23 protein-coding genes are annotated in these 18,735 nt (G+C 56.8%); 10 read left to right on the top strand and 13 right to left on the bottom strand.

Going from position 1 to position 18,735, the window contains the following annotated elements; translation table 11 throughout:
• Window positions 1-81: 81 nt before the first annotated feature.
• Window positions 82-1,242 carry a deoxyhypusine synthase family protein gene (locus tag VGM18_05345; protein HEY3972408.1) on the top strand — a complete coding sequence of 387 codons (1,161 nt, stop codon included), beginning with the start codon at window positions 82-84 and terminating at the stop codon, window positions 1,240-1,242.
• Between the two features lie 40 nt (window positions 1,243-1,282).
• Here VGM18_05345 and VGM18_05340 read toward each other — a convergent pair whose 3' ends face one another.
• The 7 genes from VGM18_05340 to VGM18_05310 all read right to left on the bottom strand — a co-directional run bounded on the left by VGM18_05340 (window position 1,283) and on the right by VGM18_05310 (window position 7,682).
• Window positions 1,283-1,558 (bottom strand): DUF2934 domain-containing protein, encoded by a 276-nt coding sequence (locus tag VGM18_05340; GenBank protein ID HEY3972407.1) that lies wholly within the window; start codon window positions 1,556-1,558, stop codon window positions 1,283-1,285.
• A gap of 293 nt (window positions 1,559-1,851) precedes the next feature.
• Window positions 1,852-2,559: a class I SAM-dependent methyltransferase gene (locus tag VGM18_05335; GenBank protein HEY3972406.1), complete on the bottom strand. Its 708-nt coding sequence runs from the start codon at window positions 2,557-2,559 to the stop codon at window positions 1,852-1,854.
• A 257-nt stretch (window positions 2,560-2,816) separates the two neighbouring features.
• Window positions 2,817-3,803 (bottom strand): hypothetical protein, encoded by a 987-nt coding sequence (locus VGM18_05330; GenBank protein ID HEY3972405.1) that lies wholly within the window; start codon window positions 3,801-3,803, stop codon window positions 2,817-2,819.
• A 243-nt stretch (window positions 3,804-4,046) separates the two neighbouring features.
• Window positions 4,047-4,604, bottom strand: a complete 558-nt coding sequence (locus tag VGM18_05325) for an arginine decarboxylase, pyruvoyl-dependent (GenBank protein HEY3972404.1) — start codon at window positions 4,602-4,604, stop codon at window positions 4,047-4,049.
• A 234-nt stretch (window positions 4,605-4,838) separates the two neighbouring features.
• Window positions 4,839-5,177 (bottom strand): hypothetical protein, encoded by a 339-nt coding sequence (locus VGM18_05320; GenBank protein ID HEY3972403.1) that lies wholly within the window; start codon window positions 5,175-5,177, stop codon window positions 4,839-4,841.
• A 215-nt stretch (window positions 5,178-5,392) separates the two neighbouring features.
• Window positions 5,393-6,757, bottom strand: a complete 1,365-nt coding sequence (locus VGM18_05315; GenBank protein ID HEY3972402.1) for a POTRA domain-containing protein — start codon at window positions 6,755-6,757, stop codon at window positions 5,393-5,395.
• Window positions 6,758-6,770: 13 nt separating this feature from the next.
• On the bottom strand, window positions 6,771-7,682 hold the full coding sequence (locus VGM18_05310) for a LysR family transcriptional regulator (GenBank protein HEY3972401.1): 912 nt from the start codon (window positions 7,680-7,682) through the stop codon (window positions 6,771-6,773).
• 213 nt (window positions 7,683-7,895) lie between these two features.
• Between VGM18_05310 and glnA the strand changes: the two genes are divergently transcribed.
• Complete coding sequence (glnA, locus tag VGM18_05305) at window positions 7,896-9,308, top strand: type I glutamate--ammonia ligase (protein ID HEY3972400.1); 1,413 nt, start codon at window positions 7,896-7,898, stop codon at window positions 9,306-9,308.
• Between the two features lie 92 nt (window positions 9,309-9,400).
• Here the strand turns inward: glnA and VGM18_05300 are convergent, their stop codons facing one another.
• Window positions 9,401-9,721: a hypothetical protein gene (locus tag VGM18_05300; GenBank protein HEY3972399.1), complete on the bottom strand. Its 321-nt coding sequence runs from the start codon at window positions 9,719-9,721 to the stop codon at window positions 9,401-9,403.
• Window positions 9,722-9,792: 71 nt separating this feature from the next.
• On the opposite strand from VGM18_05300, the gene VGM18_05295 reads away from it, so the two are divergent.
• The 4 genes from VGM18_05295 (at window position 9,793) to VGM18_05280 (ending at window position 11,808) form a co-directional block, all read left to right on the top strand.
• Complete coding sequence (locus tag VGM18_05295) at window positions 9,793-10,218, top strand: hypothetical protein (protein ID HEY3972398.1); 426 nt, start codon at window positions 9,793-9,795, stop codon at window positions 10,216-10,218.
• Window positions 10,219-10,643: 425 nt separating this feature from the next.
• The gene (locus VGM18_05290; GenBank protein ID HEY3972397.1) at window positions 10,644-10,895 is read left to right on the top strand and encodes an addiction module protein; all 252 of its coding nucleotides are present in this window, start codon (window positions 10,644-10,646) and stop codon (window positions 10,893-10,895) included.
• A 275-nt stretch (window positions 10,896-11,170) separates the two neighbouring features.
• Entirely contained in the window at window positions 11,171-11,398 is a 228-nt protein-coding gene (vapB, locus tag VGM18_05285; protein ID HEY3972396.1) for a type II toxin-antitoxin system VapB family antitoxin, read from the top strand.
• On the top strand, window positions 11,398-11,808 hold the full coding sequence (locus VGM18_05280) for a type II toxin-antitoxin system VapC family toxin (GenBank protein HEY3972395.1): 411 nt from the start codon (window positions 11,398-11,400) through the stop codon (window positions 11,806-11,808). The genes vapB and VGM18_05280 overlap by 1 nt, the downstream gene beginning before the upstream one ends.
• A gap of 41 nt (window positions 11,809-11,849) precedes the next feature.
• On the opposite strand, the gene VGM18_05275 is transcribed toward VGM18_05280, so the two are convergent.
• The gene (locus VGM18_05275; GenBank protein ID HEY3972394.1) at window positions 11,850-12,191 is read right to left on the bottom strand and encodes a hypothetical protein; all 342 of its coding nucleotides are present in this window, start codon (window positions 12,189-12,191) and stop codon (window positions 11,850-11,852) included.
• A 316-nt stretch (window positions 12,192-12,507) separates the two neighbouring features.
• Between VGM18_05275 and VGM18_05270 the strand changes: the two genes are divergently transcribed.
• Window positions 12,508-13,122 carry a hypothetical protein gene (locus VGM18_05270; GenBank protein ID HEY3972393.1) on the top strand — a complete coding sequence of 205 codons (615 nt, stop codon included), beginning with the start codon at window positions 12,508-12,510 and terminating at the stop codon, window positions 13,120-13,122.
• Between the two features lie 15 nt (window positions 13,123-13,137).
• On the opposite strand, the gene VGM18_05265 is transcribed toward VGM18_05270, so the two are convergent.
• On the bottom strand, window positions 13,138-13,641 hold the full coding sequence (locus VGM18_05265; protein ID HEY3972392.1) for a polymer-forming cytoskeletal protein: 504 nt from the start codon (window positions 13,639-13,641) through the stop codon (window positions 13,138-13,140).
• 265 nt (window positions 13,642-13,906) lie between these two features.
• On the opposite strand from VGM18_05265, the gene VGM18_05260 reads away from it, so the two are divergent.
• The 3 genes from VGM18_05260 to VGM18_05250 all read left to right on the top strand — a co-directional run bounded on the left by VGM18_05260 (window position 13,907) and on the right by VGM18_05250 (window position 16,672).
• Window positions 13,907-15,325 carry an NADP-dependent isocitrate dehydrogenase gene (locus VGM18_05260; protein ID HEY3972391.1) on the top strand — a complete coding sequence of 473 codons (1,419 nt, stop codon included), beginning with the start codon at window positions 13,907-13,909 and terminating at the stop codon, window positions 15,323-15,325.
• Between the two features lie 126 nt (window positions 15,326-15,451).
• Window positions 15,452-16,378, top strand: coding sequence for a malate dehydrogenase (mdh, locus tag VGM18_05255; protein ID HEY3972390.1), 927 nt, complete (start codon window positions 15,452-15,454; stop codon window positions 16,376-16,378).
• A 30-nt stretch (window positions 16,379-16,408) separates the two neighbouring features.
• Complete coding sequence (locus tag VGM18_05250; GenBank protein HEY3972389.1) at window positions 16,409-16,672, top strand: hypothetical protein; 264 nt, start codon at window positions 16,409-16,411, stop codon at window positions 16,670-16,672.
• A 2-nt stretch (window positions 16,673-16,674) separates the two neighbouring features.
• On the opposite strand, the gene VGM18_05245 is transcribed toward VGM18_05250, so the two are convergent.
• The 3 genes from VGM18_05245 to VGM18_05235 form a co-directional block, all read right to left on the bottom strand.
• The gene (locus tag VGM18_05245) at window positions 16,675-17,202 is read right to left on the bottom strand and encodes a peptidylprolyl isomerase (protein ID HEY3972388.1); all 528 of its coding nucleotides are present in this window, start codon (window positions 17,200-17,202) and stop codon (window positions 16,675-16,677) included.
• A 133-nt stretch (window positions 17,203-17,335) separates the two neighbouring features.
• Entirely contained in the window at window positions 17,336-18,064 is a 729-nt protein-coding gene (locus tag VGM18_05240) for a peptidylprolyl isomerase (protein HEY3972387.1), read from the bottom strand.
• 244 nt (window positions 18,065-18,308) lie between these two features.
• Window positions 18,309-18,674, bottom strand: a complete 366-nt coding sequence (locus VGM18_05235; protein ID HEY3972386.1) for a hypothetical protein — start codon at window positions 18,672-18,674, stop codon at window positions 18,309-18,311.
• Between the last annotated feature and the right edge of the window lie 61 nt (window positions 18,675-18,735).

The following is an 18,735-nucleotide window of genomic DNA, read 5'->3' as shown; positions in this document are numbered from 1 at the left end:
AAGTTGTGCCCGTGGCACCAAGCTATCTCTTCTTGTAGAGTAGTGAGTCGGAAATAATAACGGCCCACTTGGAGGTTCGCGGTGAAACCAGGGAATCATCCCAACAACACGAAGGACCAATCGCATCCGTCGCAGGGACATGCCGCGGGCGGCGAAGGCAAAGACCGCAGCCTGCACAATCCCATCGAAGACCGATTGATCCCGCTGGAGCCGCTCGATCTTGGCAAGATCGCCTCGATCGACGGCCTGGTGCGAGCGATGTCGAAGACGGCCTTTACTGGACGCCAACTCGGCGAGGCTGCCGATGTGCTCGAAGCCATGGCGCTCGACGAAGATGCCTTTATCGTGATGACGCTGGCTGGCGCGATGACGGTGGCCAAGCAGGGACTCATTGTCACCGAGTTGATCGACCGCGGCATCGTGAATGCCATCGTCTCGACCGGCGCGCTCATGGCTCACGGTCTGGTCGAGGCCACGGGCCGGTCGCATTTCCGCGCCAATCCCGATGTCTCAGACGAAGAACTCTACGAGCAAGGCTACAACCGCGTCTACGATACGCTGGAACCCGAGCAGAATCTGGATGACGTTGAGGAAGTCATGTCGGCCGTACTGGAGGCCTGGGACCACAATGAAATCATGTGCTCCTACAAGCTGAATCATGCCATCGGCGCGTATCTGGCGAACCGCGACAAGGACCAGCGCGGAATTCTGAAATCGGCTTATGAGCAGGGTGTACCAGTGTTCGTGCCTGCCTTCAGTGACTCCGAACTTGGTCTCGATACCGCGTTGAACAATCGTCTGCGCGAGTCCACGGGCCGGCACAAGATTCGCTTCGATCCCTTTGAGGATCTGGAGCATTTTGCAGCGACGCTGCTGCGGCAAAAGAAGCTGGGAATTTTCACGATTGGGGGCGGCGTTCCACGCAACTGGTCGCAGCAGTTTGGTCCCTTCTGTGAATTACGGCACAGGCGGCTCGGCGAGAACGTGCCCTTGAAACGCTATCACTATGGCCTCAGAATCTGTCCTGAGCCAGTTCACTGGGGCGGATTGTCAGGAAGCCCTTACAGCGAGGCGATTTCCTGGGGCAAGTTCGTCCCGCCGTCAGAAGGCGGAAGGTTCGGAGAAGTGTTCGTCGACGCCACTGTCGGCCTGCCCATCATCGTAGCCGCGGTGATTGAACGTCTCGACAAAGCCCACAAGGGATCGAGAAAAGGGAAGAGGGAGCTGGCAAAGCGGAAGTAGACTTGATGCAGACCGCTTCTGTAGAAGACCAAGAGAGCACTTACGCGGAAACCTCGCAGGCGTCGTCCTGCGAGGAAAGATCTGAGGCCTGGGTCTCGTTCACGACTGTTTCCTGCCCCGTTCGCATGCGCTTATACAAAGGCGCAAGGATACTGTTTCCAAGCACTTCCGACTCAGCTTGGAACCAATCCTGCAACTCTTGGCCGTCCCCCTGCCCACGCGTTTCATAGATCTGCTTGGCCCGTGACCGGACCTTTCGCTCCACCAGGTTGACCATGAGCGTTTGTTGCTTTTTTCTGCGGGTTTCGATGTCCACTGCAAATCCTCGATCCGTCATCTGCGATCTATTTTCTTGTGCCTCTGCCACCACTACAATCATAACCGATTCCTGTTAACGGAGTATTACATTGGGTCTCAAGCAGAGTTACCAAAGTATTATCTGTATGAGATGGAATTCGTGCCTCGACGATTCATTTAATTGTATTGCTTTCATAAACTTAGTCGCGCACGAGAGTTCGGTTCTTCCCAATCGCCAAGTCGCTCAGGTCAAGCGCTGGTCGCCCGCACTTTGTCACATGTTCGCGCTATCGGCGATTCGCGACACCAAAATTATTCCCTACGAAAAAGATAATCGTGCCGGGTTGCCGAGGAATATTGGCGCCCGCCCTGGTCCAATGATTGATGTGGAAAGTGGCGCTCTACCCGAAGACCGGCTTGTTCAGCCATCTTGATAAAGGTTTCCGGCGCCGCGAAGAATATTGCCGCCCAGTCATTCACCAGAACTGGACCTCGCTGATCGCCGGTCAGAAGGCGGCGGCACATACCAACGAAGCTTCGAATGCCCCGCTTACGGAGTATCCACCAGAGCATCTCCGGGATGCTCTCATGCCTGGGAACGCTCGTAATCTCCGGAATCCGAGGTATCTCGCCAAGCCATACGCGTGCGCCCGGCTCACAAACTCTTGCTATTTCGCGCAAACTTTTCGCCATCTTATCTTCTGGAACGAGCAGCAGTACGGAATTGCAAACTACAACCGACGCAGAGCAATCCGGCAAGGGAATCAAATCGGTACGACCCACCCTTACATCAAGGCCCAGGGCGAGTAACGGGCGAACTTCCTCTTCGGTGGCGTTCAGACCGATGGCGGTTTTAATCCCGCTTTCGATAGCTAACTGCAACAGCAGCCCGTGTCCGCATCCTATGTCTACAAAACGGTCTTCTGAACCAAATCCGAGCTCGTTGAAGATTCGGCGATTCACGAACTCGGTAATTCCTTTATAGGGACCCCGCCCAGCAAGAAGATGAAGGTCGCGCATTCCCTAAAGAGATCCTCCCTGGTATCAATTACTGCGGTGAATTCACTCGAATTTATAGTATTCAAACTCTGGACACCAGGGGGTGCCTGTTGAAAATCCATCTTGCCAAAGCCACCCCTGATTACTCCAATGCGACGCCCTCAGAGAATCTGTGGGGATTAATTTAATTCTGTTGTTTCATGAACTTAGTCGCGCCGCCAGATTTCGATATTGCAGTACCACCAGCAGCTTACGGCCGTGCGCAAGCAGCAGTCGCGTCATTCTTTTGCAGTTTTCTGAGCGACACCGCAGCTATGACCGCGGACAGATAAAAGACCGCGAACCACCTCTCTTGCCAGTTGGGCAAGATGAGGAAATGAAGCGCGACGTAGGCCGCCGACTCCCAGCAGGGGCAGAGACCGCCTCGATCTCAGCCCAATAGTCCCGAGCAGCAGGAAAGGCAGGAAGAAGCTTTCCGAAACCTTCGTAATTCCTGAACGGAACGCGGCAAGGTAGTTCCGCGCTGAGAACTGAACGGCCATTTCTGCCGGCGCGACCGGCGTCCCGACAAAATTGCGATAGTAGAGCATTTTGATGCCGTAATCCCCGGCGAAATGGTCAATGCATAACACGGAGGCGACCGCGAGTATCGAGAGCACCGCCGCTTGCCAAAATTGTATGCGGCGCTCTAGCCAGCAGATCAGGATGGCCGGGCCCGCCAAAACGATGAAGTCCGTGCGGAAGTAAATCGATGACAGAAGCAGGACGATGCCGGGGAGCAGTAATCGCTTCTCGAAGAGGAGGTACAAGGCGGCAAACGCGACCAGGCTGGCAAGGGCATCGGACGTCGTGTCTCGGCCCAGGGCGGTCAGCGGGGGACTCATCATGCTCAAGAGGCAGATCAAAAGACTGAGCAGCGGCGTTGTATAGTCGCGGACCCAGGCGAAGAGCAATACGCCAAGTAAGAAATACGATCCAACCGAAATCAGAATTCCGGATCTTACCAATCCGATCCCCGTCTTGCTCACGAAATAGAGGGTTTGGTTGTACAGCGGCCGAATTGCGAACAGCGGAAGAAATTCGGCAAAGCCGTAGGGGTTTGTGGCGCGTTCCTGCCGTGATCGGTTTTGATCTGGCGGAGCGCCGGCCTCGTTTCCGAGCAACTGCTCAAGCGCACCCCTCGGTACCGACCGGCGCAATTCGGAATACACCCGCTGATGAATCTGGACCGGGTCGGTCTGCTCCATTAATAGTGCGTTCCCCATGTATTGGATCGAATCCATGTCATAGATGGGGGTGCGATAGAGGTGGATCGAAACCAGGGCCAGCGCCGCGAGATAGAGAGCGGCGATGATTGCACGGGCTGCCCCCCCCCCGGCGTGTTTGTTGGAATTGGTCCACGGGTCTAGCCACGGCCAAGGTTAAGAGCAAACATTCTTCGGCGACCCGTATGTTCGGCAGTTCGGAAGTCCGTCTCGCTAATCTCCGTCTCGTTAATCTCCGCCTCGCTAATCAAATATCAACACGGCCGAGGCAATCACAGTTGTCCAGAGGGCGCGCTTGTCGCCGACCGCCGATTGGGTGACGTTGGCCGTGCGCACAATTTTGTTGGACAGGCGGTAGATCTGCTTTTTCTCATCCCAGGAACGGTCGGGATCGAATTCCACGTTGAGGGTGGTGGCCAGCATTTCGGCGGCGAGTTCTTCGGCATATTCCCCGGCAGCGTCTTCCGTCTCGCCGAAAGAATGGTGCTCGCTGAGATAACCGTAAGTATTTCGATCGGCGGGGATGGCCACCCCGATCGACGAAGCCAGCAACCGGTGCGGCTCGCGCGTGGTGTTCTCCGCGACCACGGCAAAAACGACTTCCCCGGGATGCAGATACTTCACCCCTTCCTTGCGGGCCAGCAGCTTGCAATTGGGCGGAAAGATGGAGGAAACGCGCACCAGATTCTGGGCGGCAATCCCGGCGTCGCGCAACGCCAACTCGAATGACGTGAGCCGCTCGCGGTGTTTCCCCACTCCCTTGGTAAAGAAAATCCGCTTGGGAACCATGTCTTTGCCCAATTCCGTGATCCTCCGAAAATGAAATTTCAGGTTGAGAAAGCACAATCTAACACAATGCTGGGTAAAGGAAATGTGAATTTGCGCTCCGGGGCGAAAAAAATACGGGGAAGCGCTGGCGCGCGTCCCCGCTTTATGCCCGGAATTTATTGGGGGGAGGGCCCGGGCAAAACCTTATGCTAAAAATCCAATCGCTGAACACCCTGCTAAAATCTGCGGGCTCTCGACCGCCGCGACTTACTTGGCGGCGACGGCCTTGCTCACTTCGACTTCCGTCCCGTTCACCGTGCCGGTGATCGTGGCCTTCTTGCCGGCCTGTTGATCGAGCAATGCCAGCACAGCCTTGTCGCTGGTATTCAGCACATAAATCTTGTCGCCGACGACCAGTGCGTACTTCGAGCCTTTCGAGACGCACAGGCGGGTGCACTCGGCAGCGGTGCCTTCCATGTGCTTCGCGCCACACATGGCGTCGCCGACTTCACCGGTCAGCGTCTGCTTGCCCGCTGCCAGCGCCGCGGCGGACATACATCCCAAGAGCGTCACAATCAAGATCGAACGTCGCCAACTAAACTTCATTCAGAATCTCCTGACACAGTAGATGCCGCTCAACACGCGAAAGCTCGAAAACTTTGCAAGCCAGTGTAGTCAAGCGGCCCTGATTTCACAAATGCCGGTTGCGCTAAACCGGCCTTCGGAGGCCAGAAAAGACTACCCGGAGAACGGCCACTCTTGAACAACTCTTTTAAATTTGTTCCAAAATCCGAACAAGAACGGGTGGGTGCGCAGAACGTCTATTTCGGCGCCCTTACTGAGTAGATAAGATCCACATCGACCGTCTTGTCACGGACGTTCGCAGTCACGTGCGGCGAGACTTCCCAGTCCAAAGCCGGAGGCAGGAGTTTCTGAGCCGCGGGCAGATACTCGCTGAGGTAGGTCGAGTCGTACACATCCCCGGGACGGATCTTCCAGGCATTGCGGAGCTTTGCGGTCAGACTGTTATCGAGGCCCCGGTATTCGAGGTCGCCCATGTGGTAAACGTAGCCTTCGTTCACGTCGATACGAATCACAACGGTTGCGGCAGAGTCGTCAAAGTCCGCGTCCGACTTCAATGCGGCGGTCACGTACCCGCGCGATCCATAGAGCTTCTGGACGTCCTTCAAATTGTCGGCCAGCCGGGTCGTATTGGCCGGTTGCCCGGGCTCGAGGCGAACCATTTTCTGCAATGTTTCGGTAGGGAACTCGCGATTGCCCGACCACATTACGCTTTTCACTTTGTACTGCTGGCCGGGCGTAACCGCGAAAGCGACATCGACGACCGTCAGGTTGCGCGGGCCGTCTTCGGTTTCGGCAGCAGGCTGCTTTATGACTTTGGGTTCAGGCTCACCGAATTGCGCCTTCAAATATCCTCGCGCGTAGTAGACGGGCAGTAGTTGGCGCTGCACCAGCAGATTCAGGCGTGTGCGCGAGTACTCGTGGTCAGGTAGATTCTCTGCCGCCGCCTCGAGTGCGGGCACTTCAGCCTCCGCCGCGCCCATAAATTCGATCTTTCGAACTCGAATCAAAACGTCTGTTACGCGGTAGTTGATCGACTCGACGGGGCCGTCCGGCTTACCGGCGCGCTGATATTCAACGTGCCCAGGGATCGAATTCTCGACCAGCATCGCCTGCAGAACGTCGGAAACCTCGTCGGCCAGTCGTCCCGATAGCGGCAGCGATCCGTCGAAAAGCGGCGCATGCTCTTTGATACGTTTCAAAAGCTCGGCGTCGGAGAACCACACGAAATCCTCAAAGTGGGCCGGAACAAACTTATCGACATCGGTGACATGAAAGTCGACTTTGGTTCCCGCGGAGGAATACGAGAAGGTGTAAGCAATCTCGGTGAAGACTCCCATGTCGCCCAGGCGCCGCGAAGCCTTCTTGAAATCGTCATCATTGACCGGAGCGCCCATCTGCAAGCCGGTCGCCGCCGCGATCGCCTCCTCCGGAAAGCGTTTGCTTCCCGTGACCTTGATGGCGATCAACTGCCGCGCCGAGGCCGGCATCTGCGAAAGCGGCTTCTGTGCGCTTTGCCCCGTGCCGTCCCGGCAGAAGCCGGAAAGCAGCGAGAGAACTATCAACAGAAGTCTGGGGCTTGCCTTGATCATCCACTTGGTCATCGACTTGGCTTGCTCATCGGCTTGGAATGTGCGCCAGCTCTTCCGTGGATTTGTGTTTCACCGCAATGTCAATAAACGCCAGCGCAGCGCGGCTGAGCGCTTTGTCTTTGCGGAAAACCAACGCAAGGTCGCGGCGAACCTGAGCATCGGCAAGGGCGACCGCCGCCAGAACTCTGGCGCGAACATCTTCCTCAACGTTCGATCGGGCGATAAATCCGATCCCCACGTCGGCGGCCACGAACCGCTTCAGCAGTTCGCTCGAATCGAGTTCCATGGTGAAGTTCGGTTTCAGCCGGCGTTCGTGGAACAGCTGCTCAATGGCATCGCGAGTATGTCCGGCCTTGGGCACGACCAGGGGAAATTTCGCGATATCCGCAATGCTTGCTAGCTTCATTTTGCCCAGAGGATGCTGCGGCGGCGCAATCAGAATCAACTCATCGCGATGGATGAGCACGACCGTCAGCCGGGGATCCGCGACGGGCAGGGACATCACGCCGAAATCGACCGAGTTGTCGATGATCGATTCGAAAATTTTGCCGTAGTCCGCGCGTTTGATATTCACCGAAACATCGGGATACTGCTTCTTAAAATCGGCAAACACGTAGGGCAGAATGTGCAGGCAGGTGCCCTCGTTCGCGCCCACGATGATTTCGCCGCGGGGCACGCGCTCCATTTCGGCGATCGCCACCATCATTGCCTTGCGCGCGTCCAGCGTCTCCTCGACGTATTTCTGAAATGCCTTGCCCGCCGCCGTGAGCGAAACCTTGCCGCCGGAGCGGTCGAACAGCTTGGCCCCGATCTCTTCCTCGAGCCCACGGATCTGCGACGAAATCGCCGGCTGCGTCCGAAAACGCTTCTCCGCCGCCCGTGAAAATGAGGCGTGGCGCGCCACTTCGAGAAATGTTTCGAGCTGGTCGAAATCCATAGGAAGCTGTCAGCTATCAACTCTCAGCTTAAAGCCAGCAGGCCGGAACGACCACCACTCCGCACTGGCTGATAGCTGAGAGGCGATAGCTGACAGCTTCAGTATAAAGTCGCGTTATCGGCGCCATAAAAACAATCAAATTGCCAGCTCCGCCTACACCAATTAAACTCTCACGTCCTGCAGAACCCGCCGATTGTAGCAGCCAGAGTCACTATGGCCGATGCCAAGACCGTTCTTAACTTCGCAAAGAAGCACGACGCCAAGATTCTGGACCTGCGCTTTACGGACATTCCTGGCCTGTGGCACCACATTTCCTATCCCATCGCCGAGCTGACGGAATCTTCGTTTGAAGACGGCTTCGGCATCGATGGCTCCTCGATCCGCGGATGGGCTGGCATTCACGAGAGCGACATGCTGCTCAAGCCCGACGCCAACTTTCACTTGCTCGATCCATTTACGGAAGTTCCAACTCTCGTGCTGGTCTGCAACGTGGTTGATCCCGTGACCAAGCAGCAGTACGATCGCGATCCCCGTTACATCGCGCGAAAAGCCGAAATTTATCTAACGGAGTCCGGTGTCGCCGATACTGCCTACTTCGGCGCCGAAGCCGAATTTTTCATTTTTGATAATGTACGTTTCGATCAGCGCGCGAACTATGGCTTTTACCACATCGACGCCGAAGAGGGCCGCTGGAACTCCGGCCGCGTGGAGAACAATCTCGGCTACCGCCCGCGCTACAAAGAAGGATATTTCCCCGTCCCGCCCACCGACCACTATCAGGACCTGCGCTCGGAGATGACGCTGAGCATGCAGGCCTGCGGCATCGACGTGGAATGTCATCACCACGAAGTGGCCAGCGGCGGTCAAACTGAAATCGATCTCAAGTTCGATTCGCTGGTGCGCTCCGCCGACAAGATGCTGCTCTACAAGTACGTCGTGAAGAACGTCGCCAACCGCCACGGCAAAACGGTGACGTTTATGCCCAAGCCCATCTTCGGGGATAACGGCAACGGCATGCACACCCACCAAAGCTTGTGGAAGGCCGGCGAACCGCTCTTCGCCGGCGACGGATACGCCGGCCTGTCGCAACTCGCCCTCTGGTATGTCGGCGGCCTCATCAAGCATGGCCCCGCGCTCTCCGCGATCATTGCGCCGACAACGAATTCCTACAAGCGCCTCATCCCCGGATTTGAAGCCCCCGTGAATCTCGCCTACTCGCGGCGCAATCGCTCGGCCGCCTGCCGCATTCCCATGTATTCCATCGCGCCCAAAGCCAAGCGCGTCGAGTTCCGCCCGCCCGACCCCAGTTGCAATCCGTATATGGCCTTCGCCGCGATGCTGATGGCCGGCCTCGACGGCATCGAAAACAAAATGGACCCCGGACTGCCGCTCGATCGCGACATCTATGACTTGGCTCCGGAAGAATTGTCGAACATCCTCTCAATGCCCGGCTCGCTGGAGGACGCGCTAGATGAGTTGGAGCGCGACCACGCATTTCTGCTGAAAGGCGACGTATTCACTGAAGAGCTGCTGCGCACCTACGTGGATTACAAGCGCTCAAGAGAAGTGGACGCGATTCGGCAGCGCCCGCACCCTTATGAGTTCGCGCTATACTACGACATCTAGTGATAAGAACCGGGAAGACGATAGGAACGGTGAATGGGAAGGGCCCTGGCCGCCCGCCGGAGGATGAAAGGCCCGCGTAGGCGCGAGTAAATCTAGGACGCCATATCTAGCTTCACGGCAACCGGCCCTGACTGCTCATATGCCGCCATCTGTTCTTCGGGCATCCAAATATGAGGGATCGAAACGCTGCCTGCCGCCTGCAACTGTTTAACCCAATCCTTCGCATCCGTGGCGTCGAATCCGATTTCAGCTAGGTAGGATTCTAAAGCATCGGCACCCACCAAATGCTTGGCTGGTTGCGCGCCGCTTTTGAAGTTCTGATATCGGGCAAACACCAGCATGTACCGGGGCGTGGCTGTACGTTGCGCATTGTTTTCCCAAAAAATGTCTAGGCTGCCTTCAATTGTGCTCATGGGCCTATTCTACTCCGGCATGGCGAAGGGTTCTAAAACTGGTGATAGAATCCGCGGCGGAGCTGGTTCTCATGTTGAAGCCATCCGTGTTTGCCCTGACAGTTTCCTTCGGCCTGTTGGTTGCCACCGCCCATCCACAACAAGAGAAAACGTCAGCCAAAGCATTGGAGCTAATACCTCGAAAACCAGAATGCGGCATCCTGCTTCCCGAGCGGGCCGAAAGGCATGACGTGGCGCGGTTGCTAGGGGCGGACGAGTTTCTTGAATGTGAGCGGGATGGCTTTCCCAGGCCGTTGGCCCCGCCGTGGAAGGAAACCGAGGAAGGCGAAAAGAAGCTGGGCGATGCATGTGAATATTTTGCCGCGCAATCAGCCAAGAAATATCCGCACGTGGGCCAAGCAAGCCTAACGCTGGCCGCCGACCGATGCCGAATTAACGTCATGGGAGTGATCCTCGGAAAGACGGTTGAGGGGCTTACGCAGCAGCCACCAAGGTAGTTGCGATCGTGCGGCCCGATGATACACTTTCCCTATCATGAACAGAACTGATTTACGGGCAGCAACCGCCGCGCTAGCGGAAAGGGCTAGGACTTCTTTTGGCCAGCCGTCGGTAGCCGATATCGCCGACGCACAAGAATTGTTCGCATACAGAACAGAGAGCCTTACGAATCTGCTCTCAAGCAGCGTTACCGTCAAGTATTGCGAGGAACCCGACTGGACCTCATGGCAAGCAATCGTAGAATTTTTCGACAAGTATCACGCTGCGCTCGTCGAGATAGACAACAAATCAGCAGGCGGAATGGCCGCGATTAGGTTGCAGGGAATATGAAATCCGAGTCCCGCAGGCGTCGGCAGCCCGTTTTTGCTGATTCGACTTGCAACCTGCGCGTTTGCGTTGCGCTAGGGCATCTGGGATGACAGGCATGACACGCGAAGTTTCAGAACTGCTCGAAAAGGCTCTCGCACTTCCGCCCGAAGCGCGTGCCGCTCTTGCAGGCTCGCTTTTGGAAAGCCTCGACGAGACCGTTGACGCATCCGCTGAAGAGGAATGGGGCCGCGAAATCGCCAAGCGCATCGAGGAATTAGACTCGGGCAAAGTGAAGCCGATCCCGTGGGCAGAAGTGCGCCGCCAAGTTTCAGCCATCCTCAATGGCACCAAAGGCTTGTCATCCTGAGCGAAGTTGTCGTCCGCGAAGCTGACGACAACGCAGTCGAAGGATCCCTACACCCTAAACCGCATCCTGTTGATTCAAGGAATTCTGCGGCAGGCCCAAGCCGAAGTGAGGACTCCTCGCCGTGCTTTGAGCGCTGCAAAGCAGGTAAGGGATCCTTCCACTTCGAGATTGCTCCGCTTCGCGGACCAATCCCTGCGCTCAGGATGACTCTTGCTATCCCGTTTTCCCGTGGCATATACTAATGTATATGCCACGCTCGTCTGTGGGAGGAAGCCATGCAGCGTAAAGCCAAAATCTTCATGAACAACCGCAGTCAAGCGGTCCGACTGCCGAAGGAGTTTCAGTTTCGAACCACGGAGGTATTCATCCGGAAGGAGGGCAGCGACGTGATCCTGTCGGCAGCGCCATCGGACTGGAAGTCGTACCTGGACGAGGCTCCCGCTGCCTCGGCGACCTTCATGGACGAAGTGGAAGACTTGCCCGTGCAGGAGCGTAAGCCGTAATGCCGCGCTACATGCTGGACACGGACACGTGCTCCTACATCATGAAGCGCTCAAGCGATGCGGTGTTGAAACGATTGCAGCGAGTTCCCGTCAGCGACGTGTGCATTTCGGTAATCACAAAGTCAGAACTTCTATTCGGCGTGGAAGTGTCTCCGCGACGGCAGCAGGATGAGGCAGCCTTGAGCGCATTTCTCCGCTACGTCGAAGTTCTGGACTTTCCTGACGAGGCTTCGATTCACTACGCCGAGATTCGCGCGAATTTGCAAAAACTTGGCAGGATGATTGGCGCAAACGACTTGTTCATCGCCGCACATGCGCGCGCCCTCGGCTTGACCCTGGTGACGAATAATACGAGAGAGTTCCGCCGAGTTTGCAATCTGACGCTCGAAAACTGGACGATTGATGAGTGAGCCACAGAATTAACGCCGAGAGGTTTCCGCGCACATATCGACTAAACGACTGTGCGAACGTTGCTTTCCTTCACCATCCGCTCCAGCAGTCGCATGCGCTTCGCAGGCAGCGTGGTCTCGGTCATTTGCGGGCGAGTAACTTCGCAGCTGCCAACGGAAAGAAATGCGTCGCCCATGCAGTCCAGCGCCGAGGCCGAGCGCCCCAGCACCATCAGCAGATACTTCTGTGCAATCGGGCGGTCCGCCGGATGAATGAGCGCCCACCACCTTCGTATCGACTCCTGTACCTCGGATTCAGTCTTTTCACCGACAACCAGAGAATCAACCAAACGATACACTTTGCTCTTGATTGCCTGGTACGATACCGAAATTTCTTGGGGCATAAGGTTCCTGGTCCGGCGGTTGCTTCTCACTGTGCAATCGGCCAACCAAATGTGGAAGCTCATGTTTTGGCGTACTTTAGTCAAATTGGCCTAATGTGAACGTACTATGAATGGAATAAATCCCTTCCAAAATATGAATTCTGGAAGGAATCTCTTAGGCTTCCAATGCCCTCTCCCATCCTCGACGCTTGCCGCTTAGCCGCCACTCTTTCCTCGGGGGTACAATGACTCGCTCTGCCCAAACCGGCATTAATCTGGAGGCTTAATGAAAAGAGGCGCAATGGAAACAGGCACAGCGAAAAGGTGTGCGTGGTTCTTGGCAGTTCCTGTGTTGATTTCGTTTGCGGGCGCGCAAGTATCTTCTACGACGCTCAGTTCCCAGAGTAACCCAGCGCCCACCAGCAGTGCGCCGAGGCAGGCCCACGAGCCGGAATCCGATCTGAAAGCTCAGGACCGCATGTTCTTTCCCAGGGATATGTTCTGGGGGTGGGCCGAACTCGACCTCGCCCCTCCGCACAACGAAGTTGATCCTAACCAGTGTGCCGGCACTGCCGGCAATTACGGAGGAGTCAATGCCCCGTGCAGCTTATTCGCCCGCTACATTCTTTCTGGAATTCTCGAAGTCCGCCCCTTTGGCCGCGGCCCGCTGCGCCGCTTCATGGTCTATGGCGCGCCGACTTTCCTGTTTGGCAAGACGATTCCCAAGACCCTGTACACCTGGTCGCCCGATGCCATCGGGGTCGACCACTCCTGGGGAATCGGCATTTATCTGAACCGAGGATTCGAGTTTCGCGTGAACCAGCACTTCCTGTTCGACCGTCTCGGCGCCCGTGATACCAACCTTGGCCCTGCCGACCTCGGCACCAACAGCCCCTGGGGCCGGTACGTCACGCTGGGCGTCCGCAAGACTTTCGGTACTCGCCGCTGGTGATCTCCGGCATACGCTCTACGCCGCAGCCGGCATTGACGGCCGCAACAGTCTGCGAATCACCCATACGATCAACGCCGCGACTAATCCCAAAAAAATGAACGGTGCCAGGACGATCAATGCAATCCAACCCGGCCCACCCATGTTGGTGACGTCCCCGCCAATTGTGGCTTCAGGATCTCGTTGAATTCGCCCTCCGAATACTGTGACGTCGCCTTTGACATTCGCGTCTTTCCCCAGCCGAATGCCACCGCCAAACGTCGTGATGTCGCCGTCAACCTGCCCACCCTCCTCAATCACGACGCTGCCGCCGAACGTCGTCACATCGCTCGATACGTGCCCGCGGACGCGAACACCGCAACCAAAACAAGTCGCATCGCTGACCTGTTCGTTGGGCCCGATCGTGATGTTGTGTCCGACCTGGGTCCGATCGCGATCTTTCTGAGCCCAAGCCGCCGGCGCCAACACAATCCACGAGACCAGGCACGCGATGAGCGGGCGAGAAAGAGAAGAGTAGCTCATAAGAAATCTCCCGGAAGCGCACTGAAGCTGTTTCGGCAAACCTGTCTCAGCACAGAATTATGGCATAGCCCTGCAATACTGCAAGCTCTTGGCCCGATTCCGAGCGGAGCCGCTTCTTCAGGCGAAGGAAATCTCACGCCCATCGCTGCAAGTCCTGAAAACGAATCCAAGCTCGAGCACAATAATATTCACCCCGCGCCGGGAGCTTTCTCTATAATTGAAAGTTTTATAAATCGCATCTCGCACTACCTGGGTGGAGGACTTCATGTCTGGCACTTATAACGGCGTCGCCGCACCTGCCGACGGAAAAATAATTGGATATGCCGACGGGAAGTATCAGGTTCCCGACAATCCCATCATCCCTTTCATTGAAGGTGACGGCACCGGCCGCGACATCTGGAAGGCCTCGTTGCGAGTTTTCAACGCGGCGGTCGAGAAAGCCTACAGGGGCAAGCGCCGCGTGGCCTGGTATGAAGTCTTCGCCGGCGAAAAAGCCAAAGCCAAGTTCGATACCTGGCTGCCCGATGACACCGTCTCAGCCGTCCGCGAATTTCGAGTGGCAATCAAGGGCCCGCTGACCACGCCCGTCGGCGGCGGCATCCGCTCGCTCAACGTAGCGCTGCGCCAGATCCTCGATCTCTATGCCTGCATCCGTCCCGTGAAGTATTACAAGGGCGTGCCTTCGCCGGTGAAGCATCCCGAGCGCATGGACGTTGTGATCTTCCGCGAAAACACCGAAGACGTCTACGCCGGCGTCGAATGGGAGCAGGGAACTGCCGACTGCGCCCGCCTCATCGAGTTCCTCAACAAAGACATGCTGAAGGGCGGCAAAAAGCAAATTCGGCTCGACTCCGGCGTCGGTATCAAACCGATTTCTGTAACTGGAACCAAACGCCTGGTGCGCATGGCCATTCAGCACGCGCTTGAATCCGGCAGAAAAAGTGTGACGCTGGTGCACAAAGGCAACATTCAGAAATTCACCGAAGGCGCGTTCCGCAAGTGGGGATACGAAGTCGCCACCGAAGAATTCCGGGACCAGGTTGTCACCGAGCGCGAAAGCTGGATCATCGACAACAAAGATAAAAATCCCAGCCTGACCGTTGCGCAGAACGCCGATATGATCGAGCCCGGCATGGAGTTCGCGCCTCCGGAGTTTCGCCAGGCTGTCGAAAAAGAAGTCAAACAAGTGCTCGACGCGATTTACTCGACGCACGGCAACGGCGCGTGGAAGAAAAAAGTGATGATCAATGACCGCATCGCCGACTCGATCTTCCAGCAGGTCGTCACTCGCGCCGACGAATATTCGGTGCTGGCCACACCCAACCTCAACGGCGATTACATCTCTGACGCCTGCGCCGCACAAGTCGGCGGACTCGGCATCGCCCCCGGCGCGAACGTCGGCGATGGCTACGCGATCTTCGAAGCCACGCACGGCACCGCGCCCAAGTATGCCGACAAAGACGTCATCAATCCCGGCTCGGTGATCCTCTCCGGGGTCATGATGTTTCGTCACCTCGGCTGGAACGAAGCCGCCGACCTGATCGAGCTAAGCCTGGAGCGCACGATCGAACAAAAAGTAGTTACCTACGATTTCGAGCGCCTGATGCCCGGCGCCACCAAAGTCAAAACCAGCGAATTTGCCGGACATATCATCGAGAACATGGGCGTGGGCGTGCTGGCCTAGGAGTGATTGGGGAATTGGGAAATCTAGTAATTGGGAAATTCTCAGTCCCCATCTCAGCTGCTCTTTAATTTACCTAATTACCAAATTTTCCCAATTACTCAATCGTTCGTGAAAGGACTCATAGTCATGAGAAAGAAAGTCACCATCGTAGGTTCCGGCAACGTAGGCGCGACCGCCGCTCACTGGATCGCCTCCAAGGAGCTGGCCGACGTCGTCCTTATCGACATCGTCGAAGGCGTCCCGCAGGGCAAAGGCCTCGACCTGCTCGAAGCCATGCCCATCGAGAAGCGCGACTCCTACGTCAGCGGCACCAACGATTACAAAGAGACGGCGAACTCGGATATCGTCGTGATCACCGCCGGCATCCCGCGCAAGCCCGGCATGAGCCGCGACGACTTGCTCAACACGAATTACGGAATCATGAAGACTGTCGTCGGCGAGGTCGTAAAGAATTCGCCGAACTGCATCCTGATCATCGTTTCCAATCCTCTCGATGCCATGGCGCAGGCCGCTTACAAGCTGAGCGGATTCCCTCGCGAGCGCGTCATAGGGATGGCCGGCGTCCTCGACTCTGCCCGCTTCCGCGCCTTCATCGCAGACGAATTGAAAGTCAGCGTGGAGAATGTCACCGCCTTCGTCCTAGGAGGCCACGGCGACACCATGGTCCCGCTGCCGCGCTATTCCACGGTCGCTGGAATTCCGATCACCGAGTTGATCGAGAAGACGCGCCTCGACGCCCTCGTCCAACGCACCCGCGATGGCGGCGCCGAAATCGTGAAGCACCTCAAGACTGGCTCGGCGTATTACGCGCCCTCAGCGGCTGCAACGGAAATGGTGGAAGCGATCCTGAAAGACAAAAAGAAAATCCTCCCCTGCGCTGCCTATCTGCAAGGCGAATACGGCATTAACGGCCTCTACGTTGGTGTTCCAGTAAAGCTGGGCGCGAAAGGAATCGAGCAGATCATCGAAATCAAGCTGACCCCTGAAGAGAAGGCTGGGCTGGATAAGAGCGCGGCAGCGGTGAAAGAATTGGTTGGAGTGATCGGAGTTTAGTTGTTTGCCGATAAGTAAGCTGGGAACCCCATGAAGGAAATCGGGATCACCGGGTTCAGGGCGAAGTGTTGCGCAATCCTTGAGCGCGTCCGTAAGACGCGTCAGCCTATTCGCGTGACCCGATTCGGCAAGATCGTCGCCGACATCATTCCTCCGTCACCGGTGGCAAAGAGTTCGACGCGCCGTCTCGGCGGCATGGCAGGTACAGCGAAGATTGTCGGCGACATCGTCGGCCCGACCGGCAGCCTAGACGATTGGGACGGCGACGCGAAAAACTTGTTTTCAGCGAAGTAACTTTACACCGTCTCGATCGTCACCCTCTTCAGCACCACATCCTTGTTCGGTTTGTTCTGGCGATTCTGCGGAACGCGCGTAATCTTTTCCGCGACCTCCTGTCCTTCGACGACTTCCCCGAAAATCGTATGTTTGCCTGTCAGCCACGTAGTCGGCACCGTAGTGATGAAAAACTGCGAGCCGTTCGTATTCGGCCCCGCGTTCGCCATGGCCAGCTTGCCCGGCTTATCAAATTTATGCGGCGAGCCCTTGGTCTCATCTTCGAACTGATAGCCAGGACCACCCGTCCCCGTGCCCTGCGGATCGCCGCCTTGCACCATGAAATCGGGGATCACGCGATGAAAAATCGTTCCGTCGTACAGACGGTCTTTTGATTTCTTGCCCGTCGACGGATGCTTCCATTCCCGCTTGCCCTCGGCGAGTTCGACGAAATTAGCGACCGTCTTGGGCGCGTCCTTTTCAAACAGCCGGCAAACGATGGTTCCTTCACTGGTTTCAAATGTAGCGTAGAGTCCGGGTTGTCGCGTCATGAGATCCTTTCAGTCGTTATTAAAAAGTCGTCAGTCGTCGGTCTTTGGTCGTCGGTCGCGAGACGAAAGTCGAGTCTCGTAGCGCCGGCACCTTGCCGGCTGACGCGAGGGCGACTCGCCCGCGCATCTCCGCCTAGTTCGGTGAAGTCGGAGCCTTTGGAGTTGTTGCCGGAGTTGCCGCCGCCGGCTTCTTCGTTGCTGTCGTTCCCGTCTTCGCCGCCCCTCCGCGCACAATACTGATGTGATTGATCTTCACCGGACGAAACGGCTTGTTGGTCGCTGGATCGGACGCCATGCGCGCGATCTGCTTCACCAGCGTCACCGTAGCCTCGTCGCACTGCCCGAAGATCGTGTAGCCTCCGTTCAAATGAGGCGTCGCCACTTCGGTGATAAAGAATTGCGAACCATTCGTGCCAGGCCCTGCGTTGGCGTAAGCCAGCCGCCCCGGCTGATCGAACGTCAAGTCGTCGGACACCTCGTTCTTGAACTTGTATCCCGGATCGCCCGAGCCGTTACCCGCGGGATCTCCGCCCTGAATCATAAAGTCGGGAATGACACGATGAAAAATTGTCCCGTCATACAACGGCACGCCGTGCTTAGTCGATCCGCTGACCGGATTCTTCCAATCCTTGGTCCCATTGGCCAGGCCAATAAAGTTCGCCACGCCAATAGGCGCCTTGTCAGGGAACAGCGTGCACGTCATCTTGCCAACTGTCGTGTCAATGACGGCGATGGGCTTCGTCGAAGCGGCCGGCGTGGCTGGCTTCGCCGCGGCGCTCGGCTTAGCCGCAGGGGCAGTTTGCGCCCATCCCGACAAGCCCACAGCCAAAATCAATATTAAGATCGCAAATACCCTACGCATGAAAACTCCTGATACCGGAGATGATGTCTCCGTATTTGTGGACAACGTTGCATTGTACGATAGCAGCGGCTCGCATTTCTCGCGGCGGAACCGAAGAAACTCGTCCCCACGGCTATTTTGTCGCGCTCGTCGCCTGTGCCTGCAACTCGTGGCTCACGCCCTCCACCTCGCGAAACACGCGCATCAGGTTTCCGCCGAGAAGTTTCTTGATGTCCTCGGCGCTGTAGCCGCGAATCGCTTGGAGTTACTGGTATTGACAAGTGATGCCGACGGCAGCAGTCAGCTCTCGCCAGCTCGCTGCGATGGCGGCATTCGCTTGGTTGCCCGCAATGCCGTAGGTCACCTCACAGGTTGGGTTTCCTTCCTGATCAACCGTTAAAACTGCCGCATTGTTCGAGTACCAAAGAACGCTGCCAGCCGGCAGCGGATTGTTATTGAGCAGAGCCACCAGTTGCGTCTGCCCCGTCATGGTGCCCGTCTGCAGATTGACGGTGATGGTCTCGGATGTGGGCTCTATCGTCAGAGTTTTTTTTCCGCTTCCGCAGCTCAAGAGCAGAGCGACCGGGATAGTGAGTACGGCCCCTACGAATGATAGCCACGCAACCTTCATGGTCCCACAGCATATAGCACGGATCTCGCGTAAGCAAAGAACCGTACCCGCATCATGGTCA

The sequence above is a fragment of the Candidatus Sulfotelmatobacter sp. genome (assembly GCA_036500765.1).
In the GTDB taxonomy this organism is placed as follows: domain Bacteria; phylum Acidobacteriota; class Terriglobia; order Terriglobales; family Acidobacteriaceae; genus Sulfotelmatobacter.
This window is presented reverse-complemented; position numbering and strand designations above follow the sequence as displayed.

Excerpts from the sequence above, each read along its gene's own strand:
- VGM18_05335 (HEY3972406.1), bottom strand. The coding sequence starts at position 2,559 with ATGCGCGACCTTCATCTTCTTGCTGGGCGGGGTCCCTATAAAGGAATT.
- VGM18_05330 (HEY3972405.1), bottom strand. The coding sequence starts at position 3,803 with ATGGGGAACGCACTATTAATGGAGCAGACCGACCCGGTCCAGATTCAT.
- VGM18_05320 (HEY3972403.1), bottom strand. The coding sequence starts at position 5,177 with ATGAAGTTTAGTTGGCGACGTTCGATCTTGATTGTGACGCTCTTGGGA.
- VGM18_05315 (HEY3972402.1), bottom strand. The coding sequence starts at position 6,757 with ATGACCAAGTGGATGATCAAGGCAAGCCCCAGACTTCTGTTGATAGTT.
- VGM18_05310 (HEY3972401.1), bottom strand. The coding sequence starts at position 7,682 with ATGGATTTCGACCAGCTCGAAACATTTCTCGAAGTGGCGCGCCACGCC.
- glnA (HEY3972400.1), top strand. The coding sequence starts at position 7,896 with ATGGCCGATGCCAAGACCGTTCTTAACTTCGCAAAGAAGCACGACGCC.
- VGM18_05300 (HEY3972399.1), bottom strand. The coding sequence starts at position 9,721 with ATGAGCACAATTGAAGGCAGCCTAGACATTTTTTGGGAAAACAATGCG.
- VGM18_05295 (HEY3972398.1), top strand. The coding sequence starts at position 9,793 with ATGTTGAAGCCATCCGTGTTTGCCCTGACAGTTTCCTTCGGCCTGTTG.
- VGM18_05290 (HEY3972397.1), top strand. The coding sequence starts at position 10,644 with ATGACACGCGAAGTTTCAGAACTGCTCGAAAAGGCTCTCGCACTTCCG.
- vapB (HEY3972396.1), top strand. The coding sequence starts at position 11,171 with ATGCAGCGTAAAGCCAAAATCTTCATGAACAACCGCAGTCAAGCGGTC.
- VGM18_05280 (HEY3972395.1), top strand. The coding sequence starts at position 11,398 with ATGCCGCGCTACATGCTGGACACGGACACGTGCTCCTACATCATGAAG.
- VGM18_05275 (HEY3972394.1), bottom strand. The coding sequence starts at position 12,191 with ATGCCCCAAGAAATTTCGGTATCGTACCAGGCAATCAAGAGCAAAGTG.
- VGM18_05265 (HEY3972392.1), bottom strand. The coding sequence starts at position 13,641 with ATGAGCTACTCTTCTCTTTCTCGCCCGCTCATCGCGTGCCTGGTCTCG.
- VGM18_05260 (HEY3972391.1), top strand. The coding sequence starts at position 13,907 with ATGTCTGGCACTTATAACGGCGTCGCCGCACCTGCCGACGGAAAAATA.
- mdh (HEY3972390.1), top strand. The coding sequence starts at position 15,452 with ATGAGAAAGAAAGTCACCATCGTAGGTTCCGGCAACGTAGGCGCGACC.
- VGM18_05250 (HEY3972389.1), top strand. The coding sequence starts at position 16,409 with ATGAAGGAAATCGGGATCACCGGGTTCAGGGCGAAGTGTTGCGCAATC.
- VGM18_05245 (HEY3972388.1), bottom strand. The coding sequence starts at position 17,202 with ATGACGCGACAACCCGGACTCTACGCTACATTTGAAACCAGTGAAGGA.
- VGM18_05240 (HEY3972387.1), bottom strand. The coding sequence starts at position 18,064 with ATGCGTAGGGTATTTGCGATCTTAATATTGATTTTGGCTGTGGGCTTG.
- VGM18_05235 (HEY3972386.1), bottom strand. The coding sequence starts at position 18,674 with ATGAAGGTTGCGTGGCTATCATTCGTAGGGGCCGTACTCACTATCCCG.